Origin of the sequence: Arthrobacter terricola (assembly GCF_004354015.1) — a bacterium.
GTDB classification, from domain to species: domain Bacteria; phylum Actinomycetota; class Actinomycetes; order Actinomycetales; family Micrococcaceae; genus Arthrobacter; species Arthrobacter terricola.
The window spans coordinates 16,510-36,079 of sequence record NZ_SMRU01000029.1 but is presented as its reverse complement, the minus strand read 5'-3'; the positions used below and the strand labels follow the sequence as shown (position 1 = coordinate 36,079).

Sequence of the window (19,570 nt, the reverse complement as noted above, 5' to 3'; positions counted from 1 at the left end):
GCCGGCGTCGGGCTCACGATCGTCTCCCGGGTGGTGAACAGACAGCCGGGGTGTCCGAAAAAACCAAACACCGGGCGCTGGAGGCCACCCGGCAGCTGGACCATCAGCCGGACACGGCCGCCGGAAAACTGCGGCGCACCGGGCCGCGGACGCTCACGGTCGGCCTTCTTTTGCCGAGCGTGACAACCCCTTCGGCGCTGAAATCGATCGCGCCGCGCAGGACGCGACCGTGGCGCGCGGCATTGCGGTGTTCGCGTCCAGCCTTGACGACGAGGCACAGTCATCGCACGTGGCCCCCGGGAATTCGGGCCCGGCCACGAGCAAAAACCCCTCACCGTCCCGGACAGACCAGGAGCACTATGCCCAGCACCGCACGGTCATTGGCGACGCCCTCATCGACCAAATCCAAACCACCGGCGGATCGTCGGGTTTCGTCGGTGGCGCGCGGCTCAACGTCGCCGTCGGGCTCGCCCGCCCCGGTGTGCTGGCGACACTGATCGCCACCGTCGGAGCTGACGATGGCGCTGACCGCATCCGGGAGCTCTCTCCGGGGCCACGAAAGTCACGTTCCTCGGACGGACTTCCGCCCTCGGCACCGCGCGTGCAGTTTCGGAGCGCATCAACGGTGAGCCAAGCTCCTTCTTCAACGAAGCCGCCGTGAAGAGAGGAATCACCATCGGCAGTACCAAACGCACCGCGTTGGATGCCGCGGACTACGTTGTCATCAGCTCCTTCCCTTTCGAGGACCCGGACCAGTCCACCCGGCTTCAGGAATCAATCCGGAGCCCGGAGCTGCGGCTCGTGGTCGACCCCAACCCGCGGAGTGGCCTGCTGGTGGATGCGGACCTCTTGGCGGCCGACTTCGATCGGCTCGCCGGCGATTGCCTGCTGGCCAGGATCAGCGACGAAGACGCTCAGGTGCCCGGCGGCCGCGACTTGGAAACCCTGTCGATGGACGTGCACTCGGCGGATGAGGTCAAGCAATCTCCCGCGGCCTTCGACGACGATCAGGTACGTGGCGATGCGTGGCGAAGTGTACGCGCCATCACGGGGCGGGCGGCGGGATTTCCCCGGAGCCGCGCTCGATAAGGTCCGTCGGCACATCGATTGCCTCGGGCGCCCTGGAGTCCGAACGCTCGATGCGGGCGAAGAGGCGTTCGGCGGCGAGCCGGCCGATCTGACTGGGCCGCTGGGCGACAACCGTCACGCCGGGGTCAAGCAGGTCGGCGAATTCGAAGTCGTCGAAGCCGACGAGGGCCACGCGGTGCTGCAGGCCCAAGTGCTGGAGGGCACGCACAGTGCCGAACGTGATCAGGTTCTTGCCGCAGAACAGGGCGGTCGGCGGGGCATCCGACCTCATCAGGCGGGCCGCCGCCATGCTGCTGGACTCGGCGTCGCGCAGGCCGGGAAGGATCGGACAGTCCGTCGGGTCGATGCCGGCTGCGTGGAGGGCATCGAGGAATCCGAGCCGACGCTGTTGCGCCGTCCACAGATCCTCGCGGTCGAGGAGCAACCCCACCCGTCGGTGGCCACGCCGCAGCAGATGACGGGTGGCGACGGTCGCCGCGGTGCGGCTGTCCGAGCGCACGGCGTCCACGGCGATCCCCCTCGGCTCCCGGTCAACGCACACTACAGCGAGACCGTGGTCCATCGCTGCCTGGAGGTGGGCCTGGCTCGGGGCGATCGGCATCAGCGCAATGCCGTCCACCCGGCGGCGGGTGAGTGCGGCGACGGCAGCGATCTCGCGCTCTGGATCCTCGTCGAGGCTGACAGTCAGCACGGCGGACCCGCGCACGGCAGCGGCATCCTCGATCGCCCGGTTCACCTGTGCCGCGAACGGATTGGTCACGCTTCCAACCAGCAGACCGATCGTGTGCGTGCGGCCGTCCGAACGGCGCAGGTTCCGGGCCCGCAGGTCGGGCTCCCACCTTAACTGGGCCATCGCCTGACGGACGCGCTCCGCCGTCGCCGAGGCGACATTGGGCTCGTCGTTGAGGACGCGCGACACCGTCTTGATCCCCACCCCGGCGAGGCGTGCGACGTCCGTGATGGTGGCGCGCCGCACCCCGGGTTCAGACGCATTCGGCGACAACGGTGTCATCCCGGCTCCTTCCTATGTCCAAACCTATCTTGTCAGGACCGTAAGCCGTCTGATAACTGCATCCGGCTCGTCGGGGAACGCGTTGTGGGCACCCAGGTACTCCCGGACGAACTCCTCGGCGGGTGGGTCCGCCGTGCGGGGCGACGCCATGCTCGAAACCGCGACCAGTGCAGCCCAAGGAAGTCGCGCAGCCAAAGGTCGATGGACTTCATGGTGTTCGGGCTCGCATTCCCCGCGGTTCCGGTGATTCGGTGACGGTCGATGGTCAGCTCGGCGTGACCATCGTGCTGCTGTCCCCCGCCTTTGATTCCAGCGGTAGGCGTCAAGACTGGCACGACAAAATGGCCGGGACCCTTGTCGTCGCAGCACCGAAGCCGGGTGCACGGGCGCAATCGCCAAGCTGAAAATGTAGCGGCCACGCGGAGTCGTCTCCTCGTGACCGCATGTCTCAGCTCACCTCACGCACCTGTCCTGGGTTCCGACCGGTCCGGGTCTGCCCTCCGGCGCCGCGTACGGATTTCCGGACCATCTGTGGAGCAGCAACGCGAGAACCCCGGAACGCGGGACGATCGGGATCCCGAGCGTTATGTAGACCACGGGGGACGCCTGGTTTCCGGCCCGCCGGCAAGGGCGCCCGTTACGCCGGATGGGCCGTCAGCCAACAGCCGGTCGCGCACCACACTGCGACCAGAATGGCGAACGTGAGCAGCGTCAACGTTCCGAAGCCGTGGCATCAAGGGAATGAAACAGCGGAACGTAGACGGAAAGGCTATCGGCTCCATTGGCCATCATCGCAGTTTCGACGACGGCTACGGTCAGTGACCGCTCCAGCGGGGCCGGCCGGCGCTGAAGTCTGCCGGCCATGGGGCGTTGTCGGCGTGCAGGCTTTCGAGGCAGTCCACGAGCACAGCGAGAGCCTCGCCGGCTTCCGGTTTGCGGTTGAACCTCACGTCACGTCCGAGGTGCTTGTACCACTCCCCCAGGATGCCCGAAGCGAAGTGCTCGAAGTTGGGCGGACAGCTCGGGATGCCGTCGGCGTCCTCCGGGTGGATTCTCCCGTCGCACCAACAGAAGTCGCGCAGCGCGACGACGTCGTTGACGTAGTGCTCTCCGCAGTTCACGCCGACGCCGGAGTCCTGGATTTTGTCGTCTGTACGGGGTGCGGCGGCGCTGCCGGCCAGGCCGGCGGTGTGCCGGGCCAGCAGGGTGATGACGCTCTGAAGCTCAGCGTCGTTTTCCCACCCGGAGCGGTCGCCGGCATGCGGCGTCGTTGCGTCTTCTGCGGTCGTCGGATGCTCCATTTCATCGTGCTGCGCGGTCGGCACGCAGGCTGTTGACGTGGCCGCAGAGCGTCCAGGCTTCATTGGCCAGGTACGGCGCGGCATCCTTCAAGGCGTAGGCACGCCGGGCCACCTGGTCGTAGACCCAGGCCAGGCTGTCGGGACTACCGGCGTTGACAGCTGCTGCGGGATTTTCGAAGGGCTGGGTTGTAGCCATGGTTCAGGTCCTTTCAGGATTTGCATACACGAGGATTCATCTTCTCGAAGAGAATCCCGGCTGGAGCTGTGCTCCAGCGCGCCCCGCGAAAAAGCAGCCGCGTCGGACTGAACCCGCCGGGCTGCCAGCTGACGACCCCGGGATTCGGTGTTCGGGGTCGCCATGATGCGATAGATTGCCGTAAAGCGCATCTGCGGCGGGGGAAGAATGACGTACGTGAGGGGACCGATGCCTTCTGGGCGGGTTCCGGGTGATTTTCCGGCCGACGTGCCCGCATGACGGCGGACGCTCTTCGCCGGGCGCTGATGGCAGCGGCCGCCGACCGCTGGCTCAGCGCCTCCGACATGGTGGCCGCCGCAAGGAGCACGCCTGTTCTTTCGGATCAGCGACGGGTCAGGGAACTCACCCTCGAAGCGATCTCAGAGCTGGTTTCCGACGGATTGTTGGTCCCGGGGGCCTTCGGAACCGGGCGGTACATTCCCTGGACGCTCACCGGCACGGATGCGGCACGCAAGGTCGCGGGCGAGTGGAACACGAGCGCCATGTCCCGCACATGGTTCACGGCAAAGGCCAACCTGAACTCGTCCGGGCCCGGCAAGCTTCCAAAGAGAACACCCCGCCACTCGGCCCGCGAAATCAGCTTCGAAGCCTCGTCGGCAGTCACAGGCAGCGACGCTGCGGGAGAATGGCTCCAGCTGACCAAGACAACCCGCCTGCAGGCCGCCACGCCGCCGGACCCCGCGCCCCCGACGTGGAAAGGAAGCTGGCTTCGCAGGAGGCTCTGGCTCAAACGCGCCGCTGCTGTCCTCCTGATCGCATCGGTCACAGCCTGGCTCGGGTGGGCCGTCATCGCGGGGATCAGACACAGATTTGCCAGCTACACCAGGATTGACGGGACGGTCACGGCACAGACCGACACCTCGTCACGCCGCACCTCGTTGTGCCAACTCGACGTGGACTACACCGTCAACGGCCGCCCCTTGCACGGCATCGCCAAAGTCGACGGGAACTGCAACACACTGCCCGGGCCAGGCACCCAGGCAATTCTCGACGTCGATACAGCCGATCCGCAGGACATCTGGATCGATGGTGCCAACGACGCGAACCATCCTGATCCCCTGGACATGGGCATGTTCCTGCTCGTCTTTCCGACCGCGATCGCCCTCGTACTCCGCAATGAGCTGAGCGACTACGGCGCGATACGGGAACTACTCGCCTCCGGACTCCAGTGGCGGCAGGTCGAGGCCACCGTGACCGGGAAGTCCGCGGACCGGAACGGTGTCACGATCCGGCTCCAGGCAAAGGATCCGGCAGGGATCCCACGAACCTTCCGCATCTTCTACCGGGTTATCAGCCCGATCGGTCCCGCACGCAAGGGCGACAAGATCAGCCTGAGGCTGATCACAAACGGCAAACGCCGGGTGCTCATCCGGAGGCCCGACAACGGTCGAACATACGTCGCACGCATCGGCAGAACCGTTTAGCCGTGAGGTCGGGTGCTTATGTTCGCCGATCCCGGCGACAACCAGCTGCCCCGTCGGGCACGCCACCGCGCAACGTGCCGTCGTCGGCGTACTGCCCCGGCGAGCCATTGGCCTCCCGGAATCCTTTCGCGGGCATCCGCTTGCAAGCTGAAGCAGTCAACAAAACCCGGAACGGGGTGCACCTTGTGCACACCCCGTCTTTCGGCTCTGGAATTCGTTTCCCAGCCACGACCAGGTTGTTCAAACGTACCGGACCGGGTTGCCGGGTCAGGCGGGCTGGATGCGTTCGTCGCCGGGTTCAACCTCCACCCGAAGGCGGCCGCCGACCGCGGCGACGTATTTCCTGAGCGTATCGACCTGGGGCCGGCCGATGTCGCCGTGCTCGATGCGTGAGACCCTGTTCTGGCTGACGCACAGTCGTCTATTGGGCTCCCGGGCTGTCTCGAAACGGTATGAACGCTCGTAGTCACCAGGGCGGCGGCAGAGAGCCCCGCTCTCCCGCACCGTCGTTGATCCGGTCGCGCAGCTCCTACGGCATCTTGATCCTTGTTGCCGTCCTCGGACCCGGTATCTGACGCTGCGGCTCGTCTGCGTGGCTCATTTTCTGCGGCGCACGACCAGCACGATGTATAGGGCAACCGCGACCGCCACCAACGCCCCGATGTTCATCCTGCGCCTCCGCCGTTGAACACTGTAAGAAAACCTCCGCGGATTCGGACCGCTCTTGGATGCATAGCCTACCTCTCACGCGGCGGGCCCGCTCCTCTCTTGCCCTGCCCTTAAGAAACGAGCGATCAGCATCAGCCCACGGGCCGGTCTTCCGTGCGTGGCGCCCGGAAGGCGCCGGCTATGCCGTCGGCAGTGCTTGTCCGGGGCACGAAGCGAGGACAGATGCCATCGCATCGTGCTCGGCCCGGGTGACCCAGAGGGAGTACTTCTTCTTGACGGCAATCTGGTGCGCGACGTAGTCGCAGCGGTAGCCCTTGTGCGGCGGGAGCCAGGTCGCGGCGTCACCGTCTCCCTTGGCCTGGTTGGTCGGCCCGTCCGTGGATTGCAGGTTGAGGGGGTCATTCGCCAGGTCGATCCGCTGCTGCTGGCTCAGCTGCTGCGCGCCGGTCTGCCAGGCATTGGAGAGCGCCACCCGGTGGTCGATCTGGACGGCGCTACTGGTGGCCGATCCCCGGACGAAGCTGATGGTCGTGCCCGTGTACGGATCAGCCAGGGTGCCGGATCCCACCACGCAGTGCGGCGCGGCAGCGGGTACCGGCGTCCTGCAGACAACGTCGGTCAGATCACGCGAGAGGATATCGTTGCGGGTGTCCAGGCCGTTGCGGCACCAGAGGTCCCCGCAGGCATCGGTCCATGCTGCGCCGAACTGGACCACACGGTCATAGCCGGTCTTGGGCGCACGTCCTTTCACTGGCAGCGTGGCCAAAGCCGACGCGGCGTCGCTTGTCGCGCCGGGCTGCGCCGGGTTGGAGAATCCTGCCGTCGGGCCGTGAGCCGCAGGGACAGCGCCGGGCGCCTGGCATCCCGCCAGGGTGCCGACGGCCAGGGCTGCAGCAAACAATGCGGCGAGGATAGTGCCGGGGCGGAATGACTGGGAGATCACGGGTTCCTTTGCGGTTCGATGCCGGATACGGGCGCCACGGTGAGGACATGCCGAAGGGCTCGTTGCTGAGCAGACGGAAGTACTGCTCGCAGGGATCCGGGATTCACCGCGTCGATCAACTGAACCTCACATCCCTTCCAAACATGACTGGTTGAGCTATCGCCGATCATTCTAATCATGAGTACTATGGATTCAGAAACGAAGCGAAACGACGTGTCGAAAAGAGGTCCGCGATGGCCGGGACGATCAACAAGGACCGGCGCGAACGCACCGTCGTGCGGCTGGACCCGGACGACAAGCAGAGGGCCGGGTACTGGGCCAAGCGCCGCGGGTTCAGCTCCGTCAACGAGTACATGGCCGAAGCCATCGCAGAGAAGATCCGCCGTGAAAACCAGGACTACGACCTGCCGACGCTGGAGATCGCCCGGATGAATCAGCTCGTCGACGAGGTGAAGGCACTGTCCACGAACAGCGCGAACCTCGAGCGCGTCGTCACCCAGGGCTTCGACTCTTTGATCGGCCTCACCCGCGGCGACAGCAACTACCTTTTCGACGATGAGGACGGTGAACTCTAAGCCATGGTCCGGCTCGTGGACTGGCACCAGATGCTGGAGGACGCGAAAGCCGATGACAGCGGTGTCATGGAGGTCGACACGTCCTACCTGGACCCGTACCGGCGTACCGGCGCGGCCCCGGACACCCTTGACGGCCGGACCGACGCCACGCCGGAGACGGGCGAACCGACCTTCAATGACGGACCGATGGTCCCTGACGAAGACGCTGTCGCCGATCCGCGGGCAGCGTCGGAGCACGAGGTGGATGGACCGGATCACGACAACCGACTGGTGCCGGATGCCTCCTCCCGAAAGGACAGGGAGACCGGGCGGACACAGACCGCGGCCGGCTCCGGCTCCGGTGGCGCGCCTGCGGACGTCGTCACCGCCGGCACAAGTGCTCCCCGCGCCGGCACCGGTGCGGCAGCCCCTGGTGCCCGCGACGAGCCTGTCGAGCCGCATTCGGATCAGGCGAACCGGGCCGGGCAGCCGGAATCGGCGCATGATTCCGAGGATGCCCGCGCAGCACAGCATGAGGCCGGTAGAAGCATCCCGGCCCGGCGGAAGAGCGACGACCAGGACGCCGTCCAGGCTCTGACGTCAACGGGCGGCGTGAAGGGCGGCAGCATCGGTGGCGGCAACACACTGCCGGACTCAGCGTTCCGAGTGCCGGGCATGGACACCCCGCCGCAGGTCCGGAACCTGCCGCGGTTGCTCGTCGATGCTTTGCGCAAGCAATTGAAAGCTGCGGCGATGCGGGAGCGCGCGGTCCCTGAAGAAGCCGCAGAAGCTTTCACCCGGAGACTCAGCCAGGGGGCGCTGGTGACAGCCTTCCTCCTGGCGCAGCTGGACGTCCGCCTGGACACCGATCCGGCGACACAAACGGCTGCAGCGCTGTTCCGCTCGCAGGACCCGCTGCTGGGATCCGTAGCCGAACGCATGACAGCGCTGGAACAACTGGAAGAAGGCCGGGCCAGGCAGTTTGAGCGCCTGCAGCAGGAACTCCGCGAAGTGCACGACACAGCGGCCGTGATTGAACAAGCCGTCGCCTACTCGATCGCCGACCGGACCGAGAACTTCCTGCGCGGCTCGCACGACATCCATGACGCGCCGATCGCGCATAAGGATGCCATCTACATCCGCGACAAGGCCCGCGAGGAGACACAGAAACGCGCGAAGTTCGAACAGGACAGGGACGGCAGGCCGATGCGGTGACGGAGAGGCAAGCGGTGTGGGCCCCGCTGACTGTGTGGGACAGCCTGGCAGGCACAGGGCGTCGTCCCGCCGGGGTGAGTACCCGGGCCGCGGTGCCACGTGGTGACCCGCCAGGGCAGCATGAATTTTGAGTACAGGGTACCCATGACGCGATCCGGCGGACGGTGGGACACTTGGGCTCAGGGGGAAAGCCCTTGGCGTCCGGATGGAGGCGGGGACAGCATGTCGATGGCGATTTGGACCAGCGGCGCCCGAGGCGCGGGCGACACGCGCCTCGAGGTGGTGGCCTCGGCCCGGATCGCCAGATACCTCGGAGCGAGTGCCTTCGTCCCGGTCGTCCACACCCTGGGGCTGGAGGAGCCGGACCCCCGTGGCCGGGCGGCCTACTGGTGTTCAGGCTCCTGGGCAGCCAGGCTCGTCAAGACCGGCCCTCACGCATTCCTCTCTCCTGACCCGGCGTGGCTGGGCCGCCTGCCGCAGGAGTTCCTCGGGCGCCCACTGCGCTCGGGCATTCTGGGGGACCTGTTCCGCCCGTGGCACCGCCCGCTGTTTGTCAGTCCCGCGCAGCACGAGTCCCAGGCGTTCGGCGGCCGGGTTCACCCGGATGCCGATTCCCTGCTTGCTCACGTGCTGGGTGCCTTCCCGGCCTATTCCACGCAAGAGCTGAACTGGCTCCCGACGATCGTGTCCGGGCCGGTCGCCTTCGCCCAGGAGTTCCGCAGCTTCCTCGTCCAGGGCCAGGTCACCGCGGTGAGCCACACGCGCTCCGGCCACGGCAGAGCCGGGACAACGTGGCAAGCCCACAGCCGGAACGAAGGCCCCGATACCGGGGACGCCCGGCGCTTCGCGCAGGATGTCGCTGATGCCATGGGCCCGGAGGACCAGGCGCCCGGATACTGCCTCGACATCGGCCGTCTCGACAGCCGGCAGTGGGCCGTGGTCGACGCGAGGCCGGCTTGGTCGGCCGAGCCCTGCCACTGCGATCCAGATGGAGTCGTCGCGGCGATCCTGGCCTCCCAAATGGAGAGCCTTGACTGGGGGTGGCACCCGGACCCGCTCACCGCTGCCGCCGCCGAGCCACTCCCCCTTGCGCAGACGCTGGTCGCCTGAGACAGGCAAAGGTGCTGGCCAAACAATCCGGCTCACCGGGAAAGGACCTTGACCGGGAGGTGGGCATCGTCTGAAATCGCAGCCCGGCTCCGACCTCTGCCGCGATGGTCATCAGGGGCGACGTCGCCATCATCATGCTGCGCTCCGGCCGCTGCGGTTCGTGAAGCTTGCTGCCGTGTTGTGCTCGTCCGGCCTGTCAGGGACAGGCCCTGTGTCGACCGTGCGGACGCAAAGCGTCGTCCGACAACACGGCATCCGTAAATCCGGGAGCACTTGGAAAGCGATGCGCCCGGCGTCACCTTGGTGCAGAAACGCACAAAACGTGCACTTTTACTGTTAAAGCGGAGAACCTTTGGAAGCCTTCTGGCGCCGACCGTCGCTTTCTACGCTTTACATAGTTACCGCGAGCGACCTCGGGAACCGGCTCCCCTGAAAGGAGCAGCACCGGCGAGGTTCCCGTTAATAAAGCAGCTCCACTATTTACCAGGAAAAGCAGTGCCCAAATGACCCGTGAAGAAGCCTATTCCCGCTGCCCGGCGGACTCGTATGTGGAGTACTACGGGAGCCGATGGCTGATCGTCCCGTTTGCACCGGTAGAACAGCCGCCCTTCTTCGTCTGCAAGCCAGCGGATCGGCCATTGTACGTTTGAGGACAGGATCCGGGCATCGTTATGCCCCTCGCAGTTGCCGGACCCGGCGCGACGGCAACTGGGCCGTCAAGCGCCGTTACCGAAGCCAACCGACGAAGGTCCAGCGTGTTGACGTTCACGTGCTCCGGGGTGGGATCCAGGTACACCCGAACCTGCCACCCCCTCTGACTTGCACTGTGATGCTTTGTCTGAAGCGATCCCTTTCCGCCATCATGAGGACCTGCATCGAGGGCTCCTTGGTCGGCCGGCAGGTGCTCGGAGGCTCCAGCTGCCGCTCGACCGCTCTCACCGGTCCGGGTCCGGGTCTCTCGGGCGGCCGCGGTGTGGGAGTGGTTTGGCGTGCTGGGGCATCCGCCCGGCCTCCTGGAGGGCCCGGCGCAGGAGCACCTCGACTTGGGCGTTGAAGCTCCGGAGCTCGTCGTCGGCCCAGCGCATGAGGGCGCCGTGGACGGCAGGGTCGAGACGCAGCAGGACGTGGCGGCGCTGGCCCGGGTCACGCTCGCTCATGTGTACAGTGAGCCGGCATTGACGACGGGCGACGGAGGCTGCTCGCCACACAGCACGACCAGGAGGTTGCTGACCATGCTCGCCTTGCGCTCCTCATCGAGGTCGACGATTTCGTGCTCAGCCAGTCGGCTCAGGGCCAGCTCGACCATGCCGACGGCGCCCTCGACGATTCGCGAGCGGGCCGCCACGACCGCGTTGGCCTGTTGGCGGCGCAGCATGGCCTGGGCAATCTCGGGAGCGTAGGCGAGGTGCGAGATACGGACCTCGATGATCTCGACGCCGGCGATCGCGACGCGGGTGGCGACCTCCCGGGCGAGGTCGGCGGCCACCAGGTCTGTCGAGCCGCGCAGGGAGGTCCCGGTGCCGCTGGGGTCGTCGTAGGGGTGGCTCGTGGCGACGTGGCGCAGCGCCGACTCGGCCTGCACGGAGACGAAATTCCGGTAGTCGTCCACGGCGTACGTCGACTTGGCGGTGTCGGCCACCTGCCATACGACGATCGCGGCGATCTCAACGGGGTTCCCGTCGGCGTCGTTGACCTTGAGGTGGTCGGTCTCGAAGTTGCGGACACGGATGCTGACCTGCCGACGTACGGTCAGCGGCACGACCCACCAGAAACCCGGCCGCTGGACCGTGCCAACGTAACGGCCGAGGAACTGAACGACGGCGGTCTGTCCGGGCGCAACCACCTGCAGCGCGGTGACGATGAACAAGCCGATCAAGATCGGCAGCCATACCCACCCACTCGTAGCAGCGGCGACCGCCCACCATGTGCACGCCGCGGAGGCAAGCACGCCGAGCCAGCCGTTGAGGCTAAGGGCTGGACGCTGGGTGATGTCCACCCTCGCGCCGGCGTGCCCGACGGGTTCTGCCTTCCGCCCGTTGGCCGGAGACGCTGCGCTCATGATCCGCTCCTCACACTAAAAGTGATATCTAAGTGATATCACTTAACGAGGATTGCGACCAGAGTCAGAATTTTCGCCAACCACTTCGACCCGCGCACCGCCCGGGTTCCGGGAGGGTCAGGTGGGTGTGAGCGCCTCGTTGGTCGCCCCGGTCAGCGTCCCGGTCGGGACGGTGGCCTCATGCCCGCCTTCGAATGCCGTCCCGTCCGCAGGCTTGACGTTCCCTACCACGATGACGTCGACGTGGTCGCCGCTGAAGGTCCCGCTGAGGCTGGCGTCGCCGGCCGTGCCGCTCAACGCTTAAACGCGGAGCGAGCGTCGTTCGATGAGGATCGTGTCCCGCCATTGCCCGGCAAGGGGGCCGTGGGACATGCGGGCGATGCGGTTCCGGCGGCCGACCACGCTGAATCCGGCTTTGTCGTGGAGGCGGAGGCTGGGGATGTTTTCGGGGAACACGCTGGCTTGGATCGTCCAGATCCCTGCGGCCTCCGTCGAAGCTATGAGTGCCTGCAGCAGAGCTTTGCCGATGCCGAGTCCACGGGCTTCGGAGCCGACATATAAGGAATGCTCGACCACTCCGGCATACGCCAGGCGCGAGGACACGGGCGAGACGGCCGCCCAGCCCAGGACTGTGCCGTCGGAGGTGGTGGCGACGTGGCGGTGGGCGGGGAGCTTCGACGCGTCGAAGCTCGCCCAGCCGGGGGCGGCCGCTTCGAACGTCGCCTGCCCGGTGTCGATGCCTTCCTGGTAGATCCGGCGGACCTCCGGCCAGTCGGCGTCCTGCATGCCCCTGAGCAAAGTCATGCATCCATGATGCCCGGATATCGACAACTATCAATAGAGTTCCCGAGGCGTGCCGGATCCGGTGCGGGACATATCCACGACGGCATTGGACTTTCGGCACGACCTTTAGGAAAAGAGCCACCAGCCCTTATGGGCCAAACACAGCCCGCCGTGCTGTTCGTCTGCAGCAGGAACGGCGGCAGATCACAACGTGCCGCCGGCCTCATGCGTGACCTTGCGGGAGACAACGTCACCGTCTCCGCCGCCGGAACCAAACCCGGGACCGGGCCGACCACCGAGGCCGTGGACCCGGCCACCGGGCTGGGCATCGACATCACCGGCGAACACTCCGATCCAGTGGGCCTGCGGCGAAGATAGAACACGAGTCCGGGGTTTGCGGGGCGAAGGTGCGCGGTGCCGGGTCTGGTAGAGCGTGTTTTAGGGATTGCTGTTGAGGATGTAGTCCACCGCTGCCAGTCCCGTCATGCGCAGGCCGTGGAAGGCGCTCTTTTTGTTCTTCCCGTTCCTTTCCATGCGAAGGCCCGCGAGGCGCAGGGCAGTCCGGAAGGCGGGGTCGGGGAGAGGGACTTTTAGGTTCAGCGCGCACCAGCTGACGTAGAGTCCGTAGAACGCGTCCGGGGTGATCCCTGTATCGGATGCGTCATCGTGGATGATGCAGTCCTGGAGGAACTGGTTGATTTGTGGAGTGGTCATCGGGGGCTCCGGGTGATTGATCGTGGGGTCCGGGTATTGCATTTCGGGCCCCGGACGGTAGAAGCGGGTCGGATCGTGGCGGATCCGGAGGGGCGGGTGCTGCCGGGCCTGCGGGGTGGTTTGTCTGGTCCGGGACGCGGTTTTCAGGGCTGGGTTCCGTAGATGAATTCCTTGGCGTGTGCGACGGCTTTCCTGAAGGCGTCGTTGCGCAGGGTGGTTTGCTCGGTGTTCCTGGGGTCGGTTTCGATGTAGTTGGTGTACCCGGGGCGCAGGATCCAGATGTCACCGGCCGGGGGCAGGTAGAACACCCCGAAGGAGCGGTGTTGGGGGTCCTCGGTCCAGATGGGCACGACCGCGACCGCGGCACCGGTGTCCGGGTTGATCCATTGGGCCCGGGGCATGGGTTGTTCGTGGGTTTCGGGGTCCAGGAACGGGGCTGTTCCTTTGCCCCACCGCTTTTCGAAGCGTTCATAGAAGGCGGGTATCAATTGGTTGTCGTAGGGGCGCCAGGCGCTCATGGAGTGTCCTTTGTGGTTGCGTCGTCTTCGGCTCTCAGTGCCTGATCCGCAGGATCAGGGTGTAGCCGCCTGGGGGAAACGGACCTGGCCGGGCCGGCATGTCCGGGGACCGTCCGCCGGGAGGCTTCCAGGTGACCGGTCCGATCAGCAGCGACGCGGCGGGGAGCAGCGCCCCTGGTGTCCGCACGGTCTCGCCGTCCGCCCGCGAAGCGCCGCTGTCAGGGGGCACAGCGGCGCTGTCCGGCTGCTGCGGCTTCGGGTTGGCCGCGGACCGCGGGTGTTCCCGGTCGTAGGCTGAGCGTTTTTCCGGGTTGCCGAGGATGGCGTAGGCGGCCATGATGTCCCGGAGCTCCTGCAGCTCGTCCTGCAACCTCGGTTCTTCCTGCATCTTCGGTTCTTCGTGCGACGTCGGGGCCGTCGGGCCGGGGCCGGCGTGGTGTTCGCGGGCCGGTCGGGTGTCGGGGTGCGCACCGCGCATGAGTGCGCGGTACGCGCGGGCGACCTCGCGTGCGGTCGCGGTCGGCGCGAGGTGCAGGATGTCGTAAGGATCCGGGTCGTTGTTTTTCATCGGTCGGCCGTAGGGGTATTCAAGCAGGGGGACGGGGATGGTCCCCGGTTCGTTCAGCCGGGGACCATCGTTGCCGGAGCCACCCTCGGGGTCCACCCGTGTTCAAGAGCGTCCCGGGCTGTGAGATGTCTGTGAACCCTATCGCCCTTTGGACGGGATGCGGCGTTGCGGTGCGGTGCTCCCGGTCGGGTGGCTGCGCCGGCGGTCAGGCGCTGATCTCCTGGCGCTGTGTCCCGGCGGTTTCGATTTCGATGCGGCGCGGTTTGGCTTTCTCGGCCACGGGGATCCGCAGGGTCAGGACTCCGGCTTCGTAGCTTGCTTTGACGCCGTCGGTATCGAGTGCGTCGCCGAGGATGAGTTGGCGGCTGAAGACGCCGCGGGGCCGTTCGGAGGCGATCAGTTCCGTGTTTTCGCCGGTGGGGTCCGGACGTTCGGCTTTGACGGTCAGCACATTGCGTTCGACGTCGATGTCCACCGAGTCGGCGGTGACTCCGGGAAGGTCGAAGGCGACCACGAAGTCCTCGCCTTCCTGCCAGGCATCCATGGGCATTGCCGCCGGCCTGGCGGTCGTGCCGAGTACCTGCTGGGCCAGTCGGTCGAATTCGCGGAACGGGTCCGTTCGCATCAGCATGGTCTGTCACTCCTTGCAGATCGCAGTATTTTCCTTGTAAAACCAGCCGATCTATATCGGCTGATGTATATTTTTTATAGCACCGGGTATGTATGACTGCAAGGGTGGTTTTCGTGGAATTGGAGGTTCCGATGGGCCGGGCCGGGGACCCCGGGAGGGGTGTGTACGCGATTTCGGTCGCCGCCGAGCTGGTGGGCATGGGGCAGCAGAACCTCCGGCTCTATGAGCGCAAGGGCTTGCTGGAACCGGGCAGGACCCTGGGCGGGACCCGTCAGTACAGCGCGGACGATCTCGTGACCTTGCGACGGATCGGTGAGCTGCTGGACCTGGGACTGAACCTGGCCGGCATCCGGATTGTCCTGATCCTGGAAGCCGACAACCGGCGCATCGAGGGGGAGCTCAGGTCAGCGAACGCCGCCCGGGACACCGCACCGTCCCCGCCCAGGAAATGATGCGACCTTGACCTTGGCCGGGGCGCATCCTGGACGGTCGAACCGAGGCCCCGGGGACTAGAAGGCCCTGCCCTGACCGCCGAACTCCGGATGCAACCGTCGGAGTAGGTCCAGACCGAGGCGGCCGGTCTTTGAACAAATCGGCGGCTGACGAGTACCGGGGTCCTGAACCGGATACGGGGCTTGAGGTTACCGATCAGTGCGGATGTGGAGGACGCGGAAGCCTTCCGGCACCAAACCGCGGGCACGGGCCAGCGCGGTTTCATAATCCTCGTCTTCGGCCGTTACCTGCCGATGCTGCGCGGGATCGTCGCTTTCGTCCGGGCCTGTCATCGGACCAATGGCGAGCAACACTTCCATGGGGACATCTTCCCACCCGCCGTTGTGCCCGGGGTGGTCAGGCACGCCGGTCCTGTTGTTGGACTACAACAGTGCTTCAGATCCCGGTGCAGCGTCCTGGGCTGTCCGGGCTGCTCCGCGATGGTCACATGATGGTCGACGCGCTGATGACAGCCCGGCGCTCCCCCGTTTTGTCCCGCAAGAGCGGGCCGCACCCATCCATGGCAAGACGCTGTGACCTCATCAGCCCGTTGGAACCTTGTCGGACGATGTCCGGTTGAGCGGAACATCCTTGCGGTTTGTCCGGACGGGTTCTGCGGCTGAAGCTTCCGGGCCGGATTCCCCGCGTCCGGAGCCGGGGGCCGGGCCGGACATGAAGGCACGGCCTTCTTCTTGCCGTAACGGGACTGCCGTTCGCGTCCAGGATCCTGGCCTTCGTGCGAGGCGGAATTCCGGGGCTCTGGACTGGCAGGTAAAGCTCAAGAATGGGCAAGGGGCTGTCAGTGGAACTCGTGTGCTTCCAGCCGGGCTCCTTTGTCAGGCTCATCCGAGGGTTCGGGGCGGGGCATGAAGGCTGTGGTGGTCGGTGCCGGCATTGCGGGTCTTGTCGCGGCCCGTCAACTCGGATTGGCCGGCTGGGATGTTGAGGTCCTGGAGAAGTCCTTCCGTCCGCGCCCGGACGGCTACATGATGGATTTCTTTGGTCCGGGTGTGGAGGCCTCGGAGAGGATCGGCCTCTACCCGCGGCTCGCAGCCGTTGCCTACCACGTCGAGGCCGCCGAGTATGTCGATCTGCAAGGACACCCTGTTGCCAGCCTCGATTATGACCGGTTCGCCCGGCTTGCCGGCGGGAACGTCCTGAGCCTGTTGCGCCCGGACATGGAACGCGTGGCCCTCGCCGCGCTCGGGGACGTTCCTTCGGGCCGGGTGCGGGTGAACTACGGGTCCCCGGTTTCACGGGTGTGGGAGGACAACGACGGCGGCGTGCGGGTCGCCGTCGCCGGCTCGCCGGACCGTACGTTCGCTGCAGATGTCCTCATCGGCGCCGACGGCATCCATTCGCAAGTGCGCGCCCAGGTGTTCGGCGGTGAAGAAGAGTTTCTGCGTCCTTTGGGGATGCGCGCTGCCGCGTTCATCGTCACGGACCCGGAGTTGAATGACCGCTTCCGGGATCGGTTCGTCCTCACCGACAGCCTCGGGCGGACCGCCGGGCTCTACAGCCTCCGCTCCGATCAGGTGGCGGCATTCATGGTCTACAGGGAGGCCTCGAGCCCCGCAGCGCCCCTGCCGTCCGGGAGCCCGCGGGAGCGGCTGCGCCGCGAGTTCACGGGGCTCGGACACTCGGTGGACCGGCTGCTGGAATTATGCCCGGAGCATCCCTACGACGATGTTGTCGCCCAGATCCTCATGCCCGGCTGGCGGAAGGGCCGGACCGTCCTTGTCGGGGATGCCTGCGGTGCCGTGTCACTCCTGGCCGGCCAGGGCGGATCGCTCGCCATTGCCGGTTCCGCACTCCTGGGGGATAGCCTCGGCCCCGTGGCCTCGCCCGAGGATATCGGCCCGGCCCTGGCCCGGTTCGAGCAGCGTTGGAAACCCACGGTGGAGGAGGCACAGGCCGCCGGCCGCCGCGCCGCCCGGTCGTTCCTGCCGGCAAACCGGACACAGCGCCTGCTCCGCCGGTGGATCATCCGGGCAACCCACATCCCCGGGATCGACCGGATCGTGGCCCGCCGGATCGTGGGCAGGATCGCAAAATAAGTCCCGGGTGGCGCTCGCGGGGCGGGACGGGGACGTCAGTCCGGGTTGTTTTGGAGGGTGTGGAGGATGTATTCGAGTTGTTCGGCGGTGAAGGTTCCCGGGTGGCGGACGAGCAGGGTGCCGTCCGGGGCGATGATGGCGGTGAAGGGCAGCCCGGGTATTTGGTAGGCGCCCGCGGTGCTGCCGCTGGTGTCGGCGAGCAGGGGGTAGGTGGCGCCGCTGCGTGCGGCGAGAGCCGCTGCAGGGCCGGCGGGGTCGGCGACATCGATCCCGATGAATGCCACGGAGGACCCCAGGTCCTGGTGTGCCTGTTGCAGCCGGGGCATTTCCGTCACGCAGGCGCTGCAAGTGCCGGACCAGAAATTGACCACCCGGTACTTGCCTTTCGTGGTTTCCAGGGACGTCCGGGTGGCGGCACTATCGAGCCCTGGCAGGGTGAAGCCAGGGGCGGGCTGGCCTAGAGCGGCGGGTTCCGCGGCGGCCGTGCCGGAAGGGGCAGGTCCGCCGACGGAGGTGCCCGCATGGCCGGGGACGAGGTCGAGGGCCATTTGGGCCATGCCGCGGGCGAAGAGTGCGGTATTGGCCGATGCGGTGCCGAATTGGCCGATCGCTGCTTCCTTGCCCGCAGGGTCGATGAAGAACAGTTCGGATCCGTGGACGACGTCGTGGGTCGCCGGGTCAATGCCCACCGGCACGTGGTAGCTGGAGGCGACGGCGGTGAGCTGGGCAGGGGTGCCTGTGCCAAAGACCCAGTTCGGTTCGGCGCCCAGCCCATGGTCCTCGGTCCAGGACCTGACTTCCTCGACCGCGGGGTGGGCGGTGTTGGCGTTCACGGAGAGGAAGACTACGTTGGCCGCGTTGGACCCGAGGTCATGGTTTGCCTGGGCGACGTCCTGGGCCAGGAGCGTGCAGAGGTCTTCGCATTCGTCGTCGTTGAAGGAGAGCACGACGGCCTTGCCCCGGTATTGGGAAAGGGCGACCGGCTTGGAGTGCTGGTCGGTGAGGGTGAAGTCCGGGGCGGCGTCCAGCGGGACAGGCAGATTGTCCAGTTGCAGCAGTTGCGCGGTGGCGGCGGTGATGCCCGGCTCTCCGGTGCCGACGGCACGTGCGGGCGGTCCGGGCCGGGCACCGGCCGTCAGGAGGATCCCGGCCAGGGACGCGGCGACGGACAGCCCGGCCAAGGCCCAGATCGCGGCCACGATGAGGCGCTTTCGCCGCGGTGCCGGACCGGCGGGGGCTGGGCCGACGGGTGCCGGGCCTGCGGGGGGCGGGGTGGTTTTCATTGGCTGGTATTCCTTTTCCCGGACTCGGACGTGGGTTGCGGCAGACTGGGAGGCTCGTGCGGTTGCGCAAGGATCCGGGCGGTGACGACGGCGATCGGGCCGAGCACGAGAACGCCCAGCACCAGCGCGGAGCCGGTCGGGTGGGCGGCGATCCGGGTGGCCACCCATCCCGGGGCCTGTTGGACGAACGCTGCCAGCGGCGGGCTGCCGGCCGGATCCAGCAGTTCGGCCAGCCAGTAATAGGCCAGGTAGGCCCCCGACAGGATCAGCGTGGTTCCCGAGATCGCCGGGAGCCAGCGGCCGGCGCGTCCGGCATGCCGCAGTGCGGTGGTCCCGAGCACGGTGGTGATCACCGCGGCTGCGGTGATCAAGAGGCCCATGCCCAGGGCGTAGGCAAGGTAGGTCCACAGCCCGCCGAGGAAGCCGTGCCCCGTGAAGGACCCTGCGACCGAGGCCAGGAAGAGCGGCAAGGAACAACTCAGGGACCCGAGCGCGTAGATCACCCCGTAGAGGACCATGGCCGGCAAGGACCGTCCCGGACGCAGCCGCGGGGCAGGCAGCCGCAGGACAGGGGGGGTGTCCGGAGAGGGTGGAAACCCCTGCGACAGCCATCGCGATGCCCGCTGCGGCCATGAGCGGGGGCAGCCAGCCGGTGGCGAGCGTGGCTCCGGCTTCGAACACGAGCCCGAGTACCCCGAACACGGCGACGAACCCGGTGCTGACGGCGGCGCCTGCGCGCAGCGCGCCGGCGACCGAGGCCGGGCGGCCGGTGCGGGGGCCGGAAAAAAGCGCCAGCCAGGCCGGAAGCATCGGGAACCCGCACGGGTTCAGGGCCGCGACGAGCCCGAGCGTGAAGGCATAGAAAGCCGGTCCGGAACCGGATCCGGTGCTG

General features: G+C 66.9%; 24 protein-coding genes. 9 read left to right on the top strand and 15 right to left on the bottom strand.

The window, feature by feature from the left end:
* The first annotated feature begins 229 nt into the window (after window positions 1–229).
* Both E1809_RS27510 and E1809_RS20635 read left to right on the top strand, forming a co-directional pair.
* A complete protein-coding gene (locus E1809_RS27510; protein ID WP_235835702.1) occupies window positions 230–661 on the top strand; it encodes a hypothetical protein in 432 nt (143 codons plus the stop codon).
* Window positions 658–1,089, top strand: a complete 432-nt coding sequence (locus tag E1809_RS20635) for a hypothetical protein (protein ID WP_133206116.1) — start codon at window positions 658–660, stop codon at window positions 1,087–1,089. Before E1809_RS27510 ends, E1809_RS20635 begins: the two co-directional genes overlap by 4 nt.
* On the opposite strand, the gene E1809_RS20630 is transcribed toward E1809_RS20635, so the two are convergent.
* From E1809_RS20630 to E1809_RS20620, 3 genes are all read right to left on the bottom strand, one after another.
* Window positions 1,046–2,101: a LacI family DNA-binding transcriptional regulator gene (locus E1809_RS20630; RefSeq protein ID WP_133206115.1), complete on the bottom strand. Its 1,056-nt coding sequence runs from the start codon at window positions 2,099–2,101 to the stop codon at window positions 1,046–1,048. The genes E1809_RS20635 and E1809_RS20630 overlap by 44 nt on opposite strands.
* A gap of 815 nt (window positions 2,102–2,916) precedes the next feature.
* The gene (locus E1809_RS20625) at window positions 2,917–3,402 is read right to left on the bottom strand and encodes a hypothetical protein (RefSeq protein ID WP_133206114.1); all 486 of its coding nucleotides are present in this window, start codon (window positions 3,400–3,402) and stop codon (window positions 2,917–2,919) included.
* Between the two features lies 1 nt (window position 3,403).
* Entirely contained in the window at window positions 3,404–3,598 is a 195-nt protein-coding gene (locus tag E1809_RS20620) for a hypothetical protein (RefSeq protein ID WP_133206113.1), read from the bottom strand.
* Between the two features lie 275 nt (window positions 3,599–3,873).
* Between E1809_RS20620 and E1809_RS20615 the strand changes: the two genes are divergently transcribed.
* Complete coding sequence (locus E1809_RS20615) at window positions 3,874–5,082, top strand: hypothetical protein (RefSeq protein WP_133206112.1); 1,209 nt, start codon at window positions 3,874–3,876, stop codon at window positions 5,080–5,082.
* A gap of 847 nt (window positions 5,083–5,929) precedes the next feature.
* Here the strand turns inward: E1809_RS20615 and E1809_RS20605 are convergent.
* The gene (locus E1809_RS20605; RefSeq protein WP_235835701.1) at window positions 5,930–6,694 is read right to left on the bottom strand and encodes an HNH endonuclease family protein; all 765 of its coding nucleotides are present in this window, start codon (window positions 6,692–6,694) and stop codon (window positions 5,930–5,932) included.
* Between the two features lie 233 nt (window positions 6,695–6,927).
* Here E1809_RS20605 and E1809_RS20600 point away from each other — a divergent pair, with 233 nt between their 5' ends.
* From E1809_RS20600 to E1809_RS20590, 3 genes are all read left to right on the top strand, one after another.
* Window positions 6,928–7,269, top strand: coding sequence for a hypothetical protein (locus E1809_RS20600; RefSeq protein WP_133206109.1), 342 nt, complete (start codon window positions 6,928–6,930; stop codon window positions 7,267–7,269).
* A 3-nt stretch (window positions 7,270–7,272) separates the two neighbouring features.
* Complete coding sequence (locus E1809_RS20595) at window positions 7,273–8,463, top strand: hypothetical protein (protein WP_133206108.1); 1,191 nt, start codon at window positions 7,273–7,275, stop codon at window positions 8,461–8,463.
* Between the two features lie 222 nt (window positions 8,464–8,685).
* Window positions 8,686–9,573 carry an ATP-grasp domain-containing protein gene (locus E1809_RS20590; RefSeq protein WP_165962428.1) on the top strand — a complete coding sequence of 296 codons (888 nt, stop codon included), beginning with the start codon at window positions 8,686–8,688 and terminating at the stop codon, window positions 9,571–9,573.
* A gap of 935 nt (window positions 9,574–10,508) precedes the next feature.
* Here E1809_RS20590 and E1809_RS20585 read toward each other — a convergent pair.
* From E1809_RS20585 to E1809_RS20570, 4 genes are all read right to left on the bottom strand, one after another.
* Complete coding sequence (locus tag E1809_RS20585) at window positions 10,509–10,730, bottom strand: hypothetical protein (RefSeq protein ID WP_133206106.1); 222 nt, start codon at window positions 10,728–10,730, stop codon at window positions 10,509–10,511.
* Entirely contained in the window at window positions 10,727–11,632 is a 906-nt protein-coding gene (locus E1809_RS20580) for an SPFH domain-containing protein (protein ID WP_133206105.1), read from the bottom strand. Before E1809_RS20580 ends, E1809_RS20585 begins: the two co-directional genes overlap by 4 nt.
* A gap of 117 nt (window positions 11,633–11,749) precedes the next feature.
* The gene (locus E1809_RS20575; RefSeq protein ID WP_133206104.1) at window positions 11,750–11,929 is read right to left on the bottom strand and encodes a hypothetical protein; all 180 of its coding nucleotides are present in this window, start codon (window positions 11,927–11,929) and stop codon (window positions 11,750–11,752) included.
* Between the two features lie 3 nt (window positions 11,930–11,932).
* A complete protein-coding gene (locus E1809_RS20570; protein ID WP_133206103.1) occupies window positions 11,933–12,436 on the bottom strand; it encodes a GNAT family N-acetyltransferase in 504 nt (167 codons plus the stop codon).
* Window positions 12,437–12,565: 129 nt separating this feature from the next.
* Between E1809_RS20570 and E1809_RS20565 the strand changes: the two genes are divergently transcribed.
* Complete coding sequence (locus E1809_RS20565) at window positions 12,566–12,793, top strand: arsenate-mycothiol transferase ArsC (RefSeq protein ID WP_133206102.1); 228 nt, start codon at window positions 12,566–12,568, stop codon at window positions 12,791–12,793.
* Between the two features lie 60 nt (window positions 12,794–12,853).
* Here the strand turns inward: E1809_RS20565 and E1809_RS20560 are convergent, their stop codons facing one another.
* The 4 genes from E1809_RS20560 to E1809_RS20545 form a co-directional block, all read right to left on the bottom strand.
* Complete coding sequence (locus E1809_RS20560) at window positions 12,854–13,129, bottom strand: hypothetical protein (protein WP_133206101.1); 276 nt, start codon at window positions 13,127–13,129, stop codon at window positions 12,854–12,856.
* Window positions 13,130–13,272: 143 nt separating this feature from the next.
* Window positions 13,273–13,647, bottom strand: a complete 375-nt coding sequence (locus tag E1809_RS20555; protein WP_133206100.1) for a hypothetical protein — start codon at window positions 13,645–13,647, stop codon at window positions 13,273–13,275.
* A 34-nt stretch (window positions 13,648–13,681) separates the two neighbouring features.
* The gene (locus tag E1809_RS20550; protein WP_133206099.1) at window positions 13,682–14,215 is read right to left on the bottom strand and encodes a J domain-containing protein; all 534 of its coding nucleotides are present in this window, start codon (window positions 14,213–14,215) and stop codon (window positions 13,682–13,684) included.
* Window positions 14,216–14,420: 205 nt separating this feature from the next.
* Window positions 14,421–14,846 carry an Hsp20/alpha crystallin family protein gene (locus E1809_RS20545; RefSeq protein WP_133206098.1) on the bottom strand — a complete coding sequence of 142 codons (426 nt, stop codon included), beginning with the start codon at window positions 14,844–14,846 and terminating at the stop codon, window positions 14,421–14,423.
* Between the two features lie 113 nt (window positions 14,847–14,959).
* Between E1809_RS20545 and E1809_RS20540 the strand changes: the two genes are divergently transcribed.
* A complete protein-coding gene (locus E1809_RS20540) occupies window positions 14,960–15,298 on the top strand; it encodes a MerR family transcriptional regulator (protein ID WP_308167011.1) in 339 nt (112 codons plus the stop codon).
* 189 nt (window positions 15,299–15,487) lie between these two features.
* Here the strand turns inward: E1809_RS20540 and E1809_RS20535 are convergent, their stop codons facing one another.
* Window positions 15,488–15,703, bottom strand: coding sequence for a hypothetical protein (locus E1809_RS20535; RefSeq protein WP_133206097.1), 216 nt, complete (start codon window positions 15,701–15,703; stop codon window positions 15,488–15,490).
* Between the two features lie 501 nt (window positions 15,704–16,204).
* Between E1809_RS20535 and E1809_RS20530 the strand changes: the two genes are divergently transcribed.
* Window positions 16,205–17,395 (top strand): FAD-dependent monooxygenase, encoded by a 1,191-nt coding sequence (locus tag E1809_RS20530; protein ID WP_133206096.1) that lies wholly within the window; start codon window positions 16,205–16,207, stop codon window positions 17,393–17,395.
* Window positions 17,396–17,430: 35 nt separating this feature from the next.
* On the opposite strand, the gene E1809_RS26865 is transcribed toward E1809_RS20530, so the two are convergent.
* Together E1809_RS26865 and E1809_RS26860 are read right to left on the bottom strand one after the other, a co-directional pair.
* On the bottom strand, window positions 17,431–18,678 hold the full coding sequence (locus tag E1809_RS26865) for a redoxin domain-containing protein (RefSeq protein ID WP_165962427.1): 1,248 nt from the start codon (window positions 18,676–18,678) through the stop codon (window positions 17,431–17,433).
* Window positions 18,675–19,205: a hypothetical protein gene (locus E1809_RS26860; RefSeq protein WP_165962426.1), complete on the bottom strand. Its 531-nt coding sequence runs from the start codon at window positions 19,203–19,205 to the stop codon at window positions 18,675–18,677. The genes E1809_RS26865 and E1809_RS26860 overlap by 4 nt, the downstream gene beginning before the upstream one ends.
* Between the last annotated feature and the right edge of the window lie 365 nt (window positions 19,206–19,570).

Coding starts and splice junctions, on each gene's coding strand:
- E1809_RS20630 (WP_133206115.1), bottom strand. CDS start 2,101: ATGACACCGTTGTCGCCGAATGCGTCTGAACCCGGGGTGCGGCGCGCC.
- E1809_RS20625 (WP_133206114.1), bottom strand. CDS start 3,402: ATGGAGCATCCGACGACCGCAGAAGACGCAACGACGCCGCATGCCGGC.
- E1809_RS20620 (WP_133206113.1), bottom strand. CDS start 3,598: ATGGCTACAACCCAGCCCTTCGAAAATCCCGCAGCAGCTGTCAACGCC.
- E1809_RS20615 (WP_133206112.1), top strand. CDS start 3,874: ATGACGGCGGACGCTCTTCGCCGGGCGCTGATGGCAGCGGCCGCCGAC.
- E1809_RS20600 (WP_133206109.1), top strand. CDS start 6,928: ATGGCCGGGACGATCAACAAGGACCGGCGCGAACGCACCGTCGTGCGG.
- E1809_RS20595 (WP_133206108.1), top strand. CDS start 7,273: ATGGTCCGGCTCGTGGACTGGCACCAGATGCTGGAGGACGCGAAAGCC.
- E1809_RS20590 (WP_165962428.1), top strand. CDS start 8,686: ATGTCGATGGCGATTTGGACCAGCGGCGCCCGAGGCGCGGGCGACACG.
- E1809_RS20585 (WP_133206106.1), bottom strand. CDS start 10,730: ATGAGCGAGCGTGACCCGGGCCAGCGCCGCCACGTCCTGCTGCGTCTC.
- E1809_RS20580 (WP_133206105.1), bottom strand. CDS start 11,632: ATGAGCGCAGCGTCTCCGGCCAACGGGCGGAAGGCAGAACCCGTCGGG.
- E1809_RS20570 (WP_133206103.1), bottom strand. CDS start 12,436: ATGACTTTGCTCAGGGGCATGCAGGACGCCGACTGGCCGGAGGTCCGC.
- E1809_RS20565 (WP_133206102.1), top strand. CDS start 12,566: ATGGGCCAAACACAGCCCGCCGTGCTGTTCGTCTGCAGCAGGAACGGC.
- E1809_RS20560 (WP_133206101.1), bottom strand. CDS start 13,129: ATGACCACTCCACAAATCAACCAGTTCCTCCAGGACTGCATCATCCAC.
- E1809_RS20555 (WP_133206100.1), bottom strand. CDS start 13,647: ATGAGCGCCTGGCGCCCCTACGACAACCAATTGATACCCGCCTTCTAT.
- E1809_RS20550 (WP_133206099.1), bottom strand. CDS start 14,215: ATGAAAAACAACGACCCGGATCCTTACGACATCCTGCACCTCGCGCCG.
- E1809_RS20545 (WP_133206098.1), bottom strand. CDS start 14,846: ATGCTGATGCGAACGGACCCGTTCCGCGAATTCGACCGACTGGCCCAG.
- E1809_RS20530 (WP_133206096.1), top strand. CDS start 16,205: ATGAAGGCTGTGGTGGTCGGTGCCGGCATTGCGGGTCTTGTCGCGGCC.
- E1809_RS26865 (WP_165962427.1), bottom strand. CDS start 18,678: ATGAAAACCACCCCGCCCCCCGCAGGCCCGGCACCCGTCGGCCCAGCC.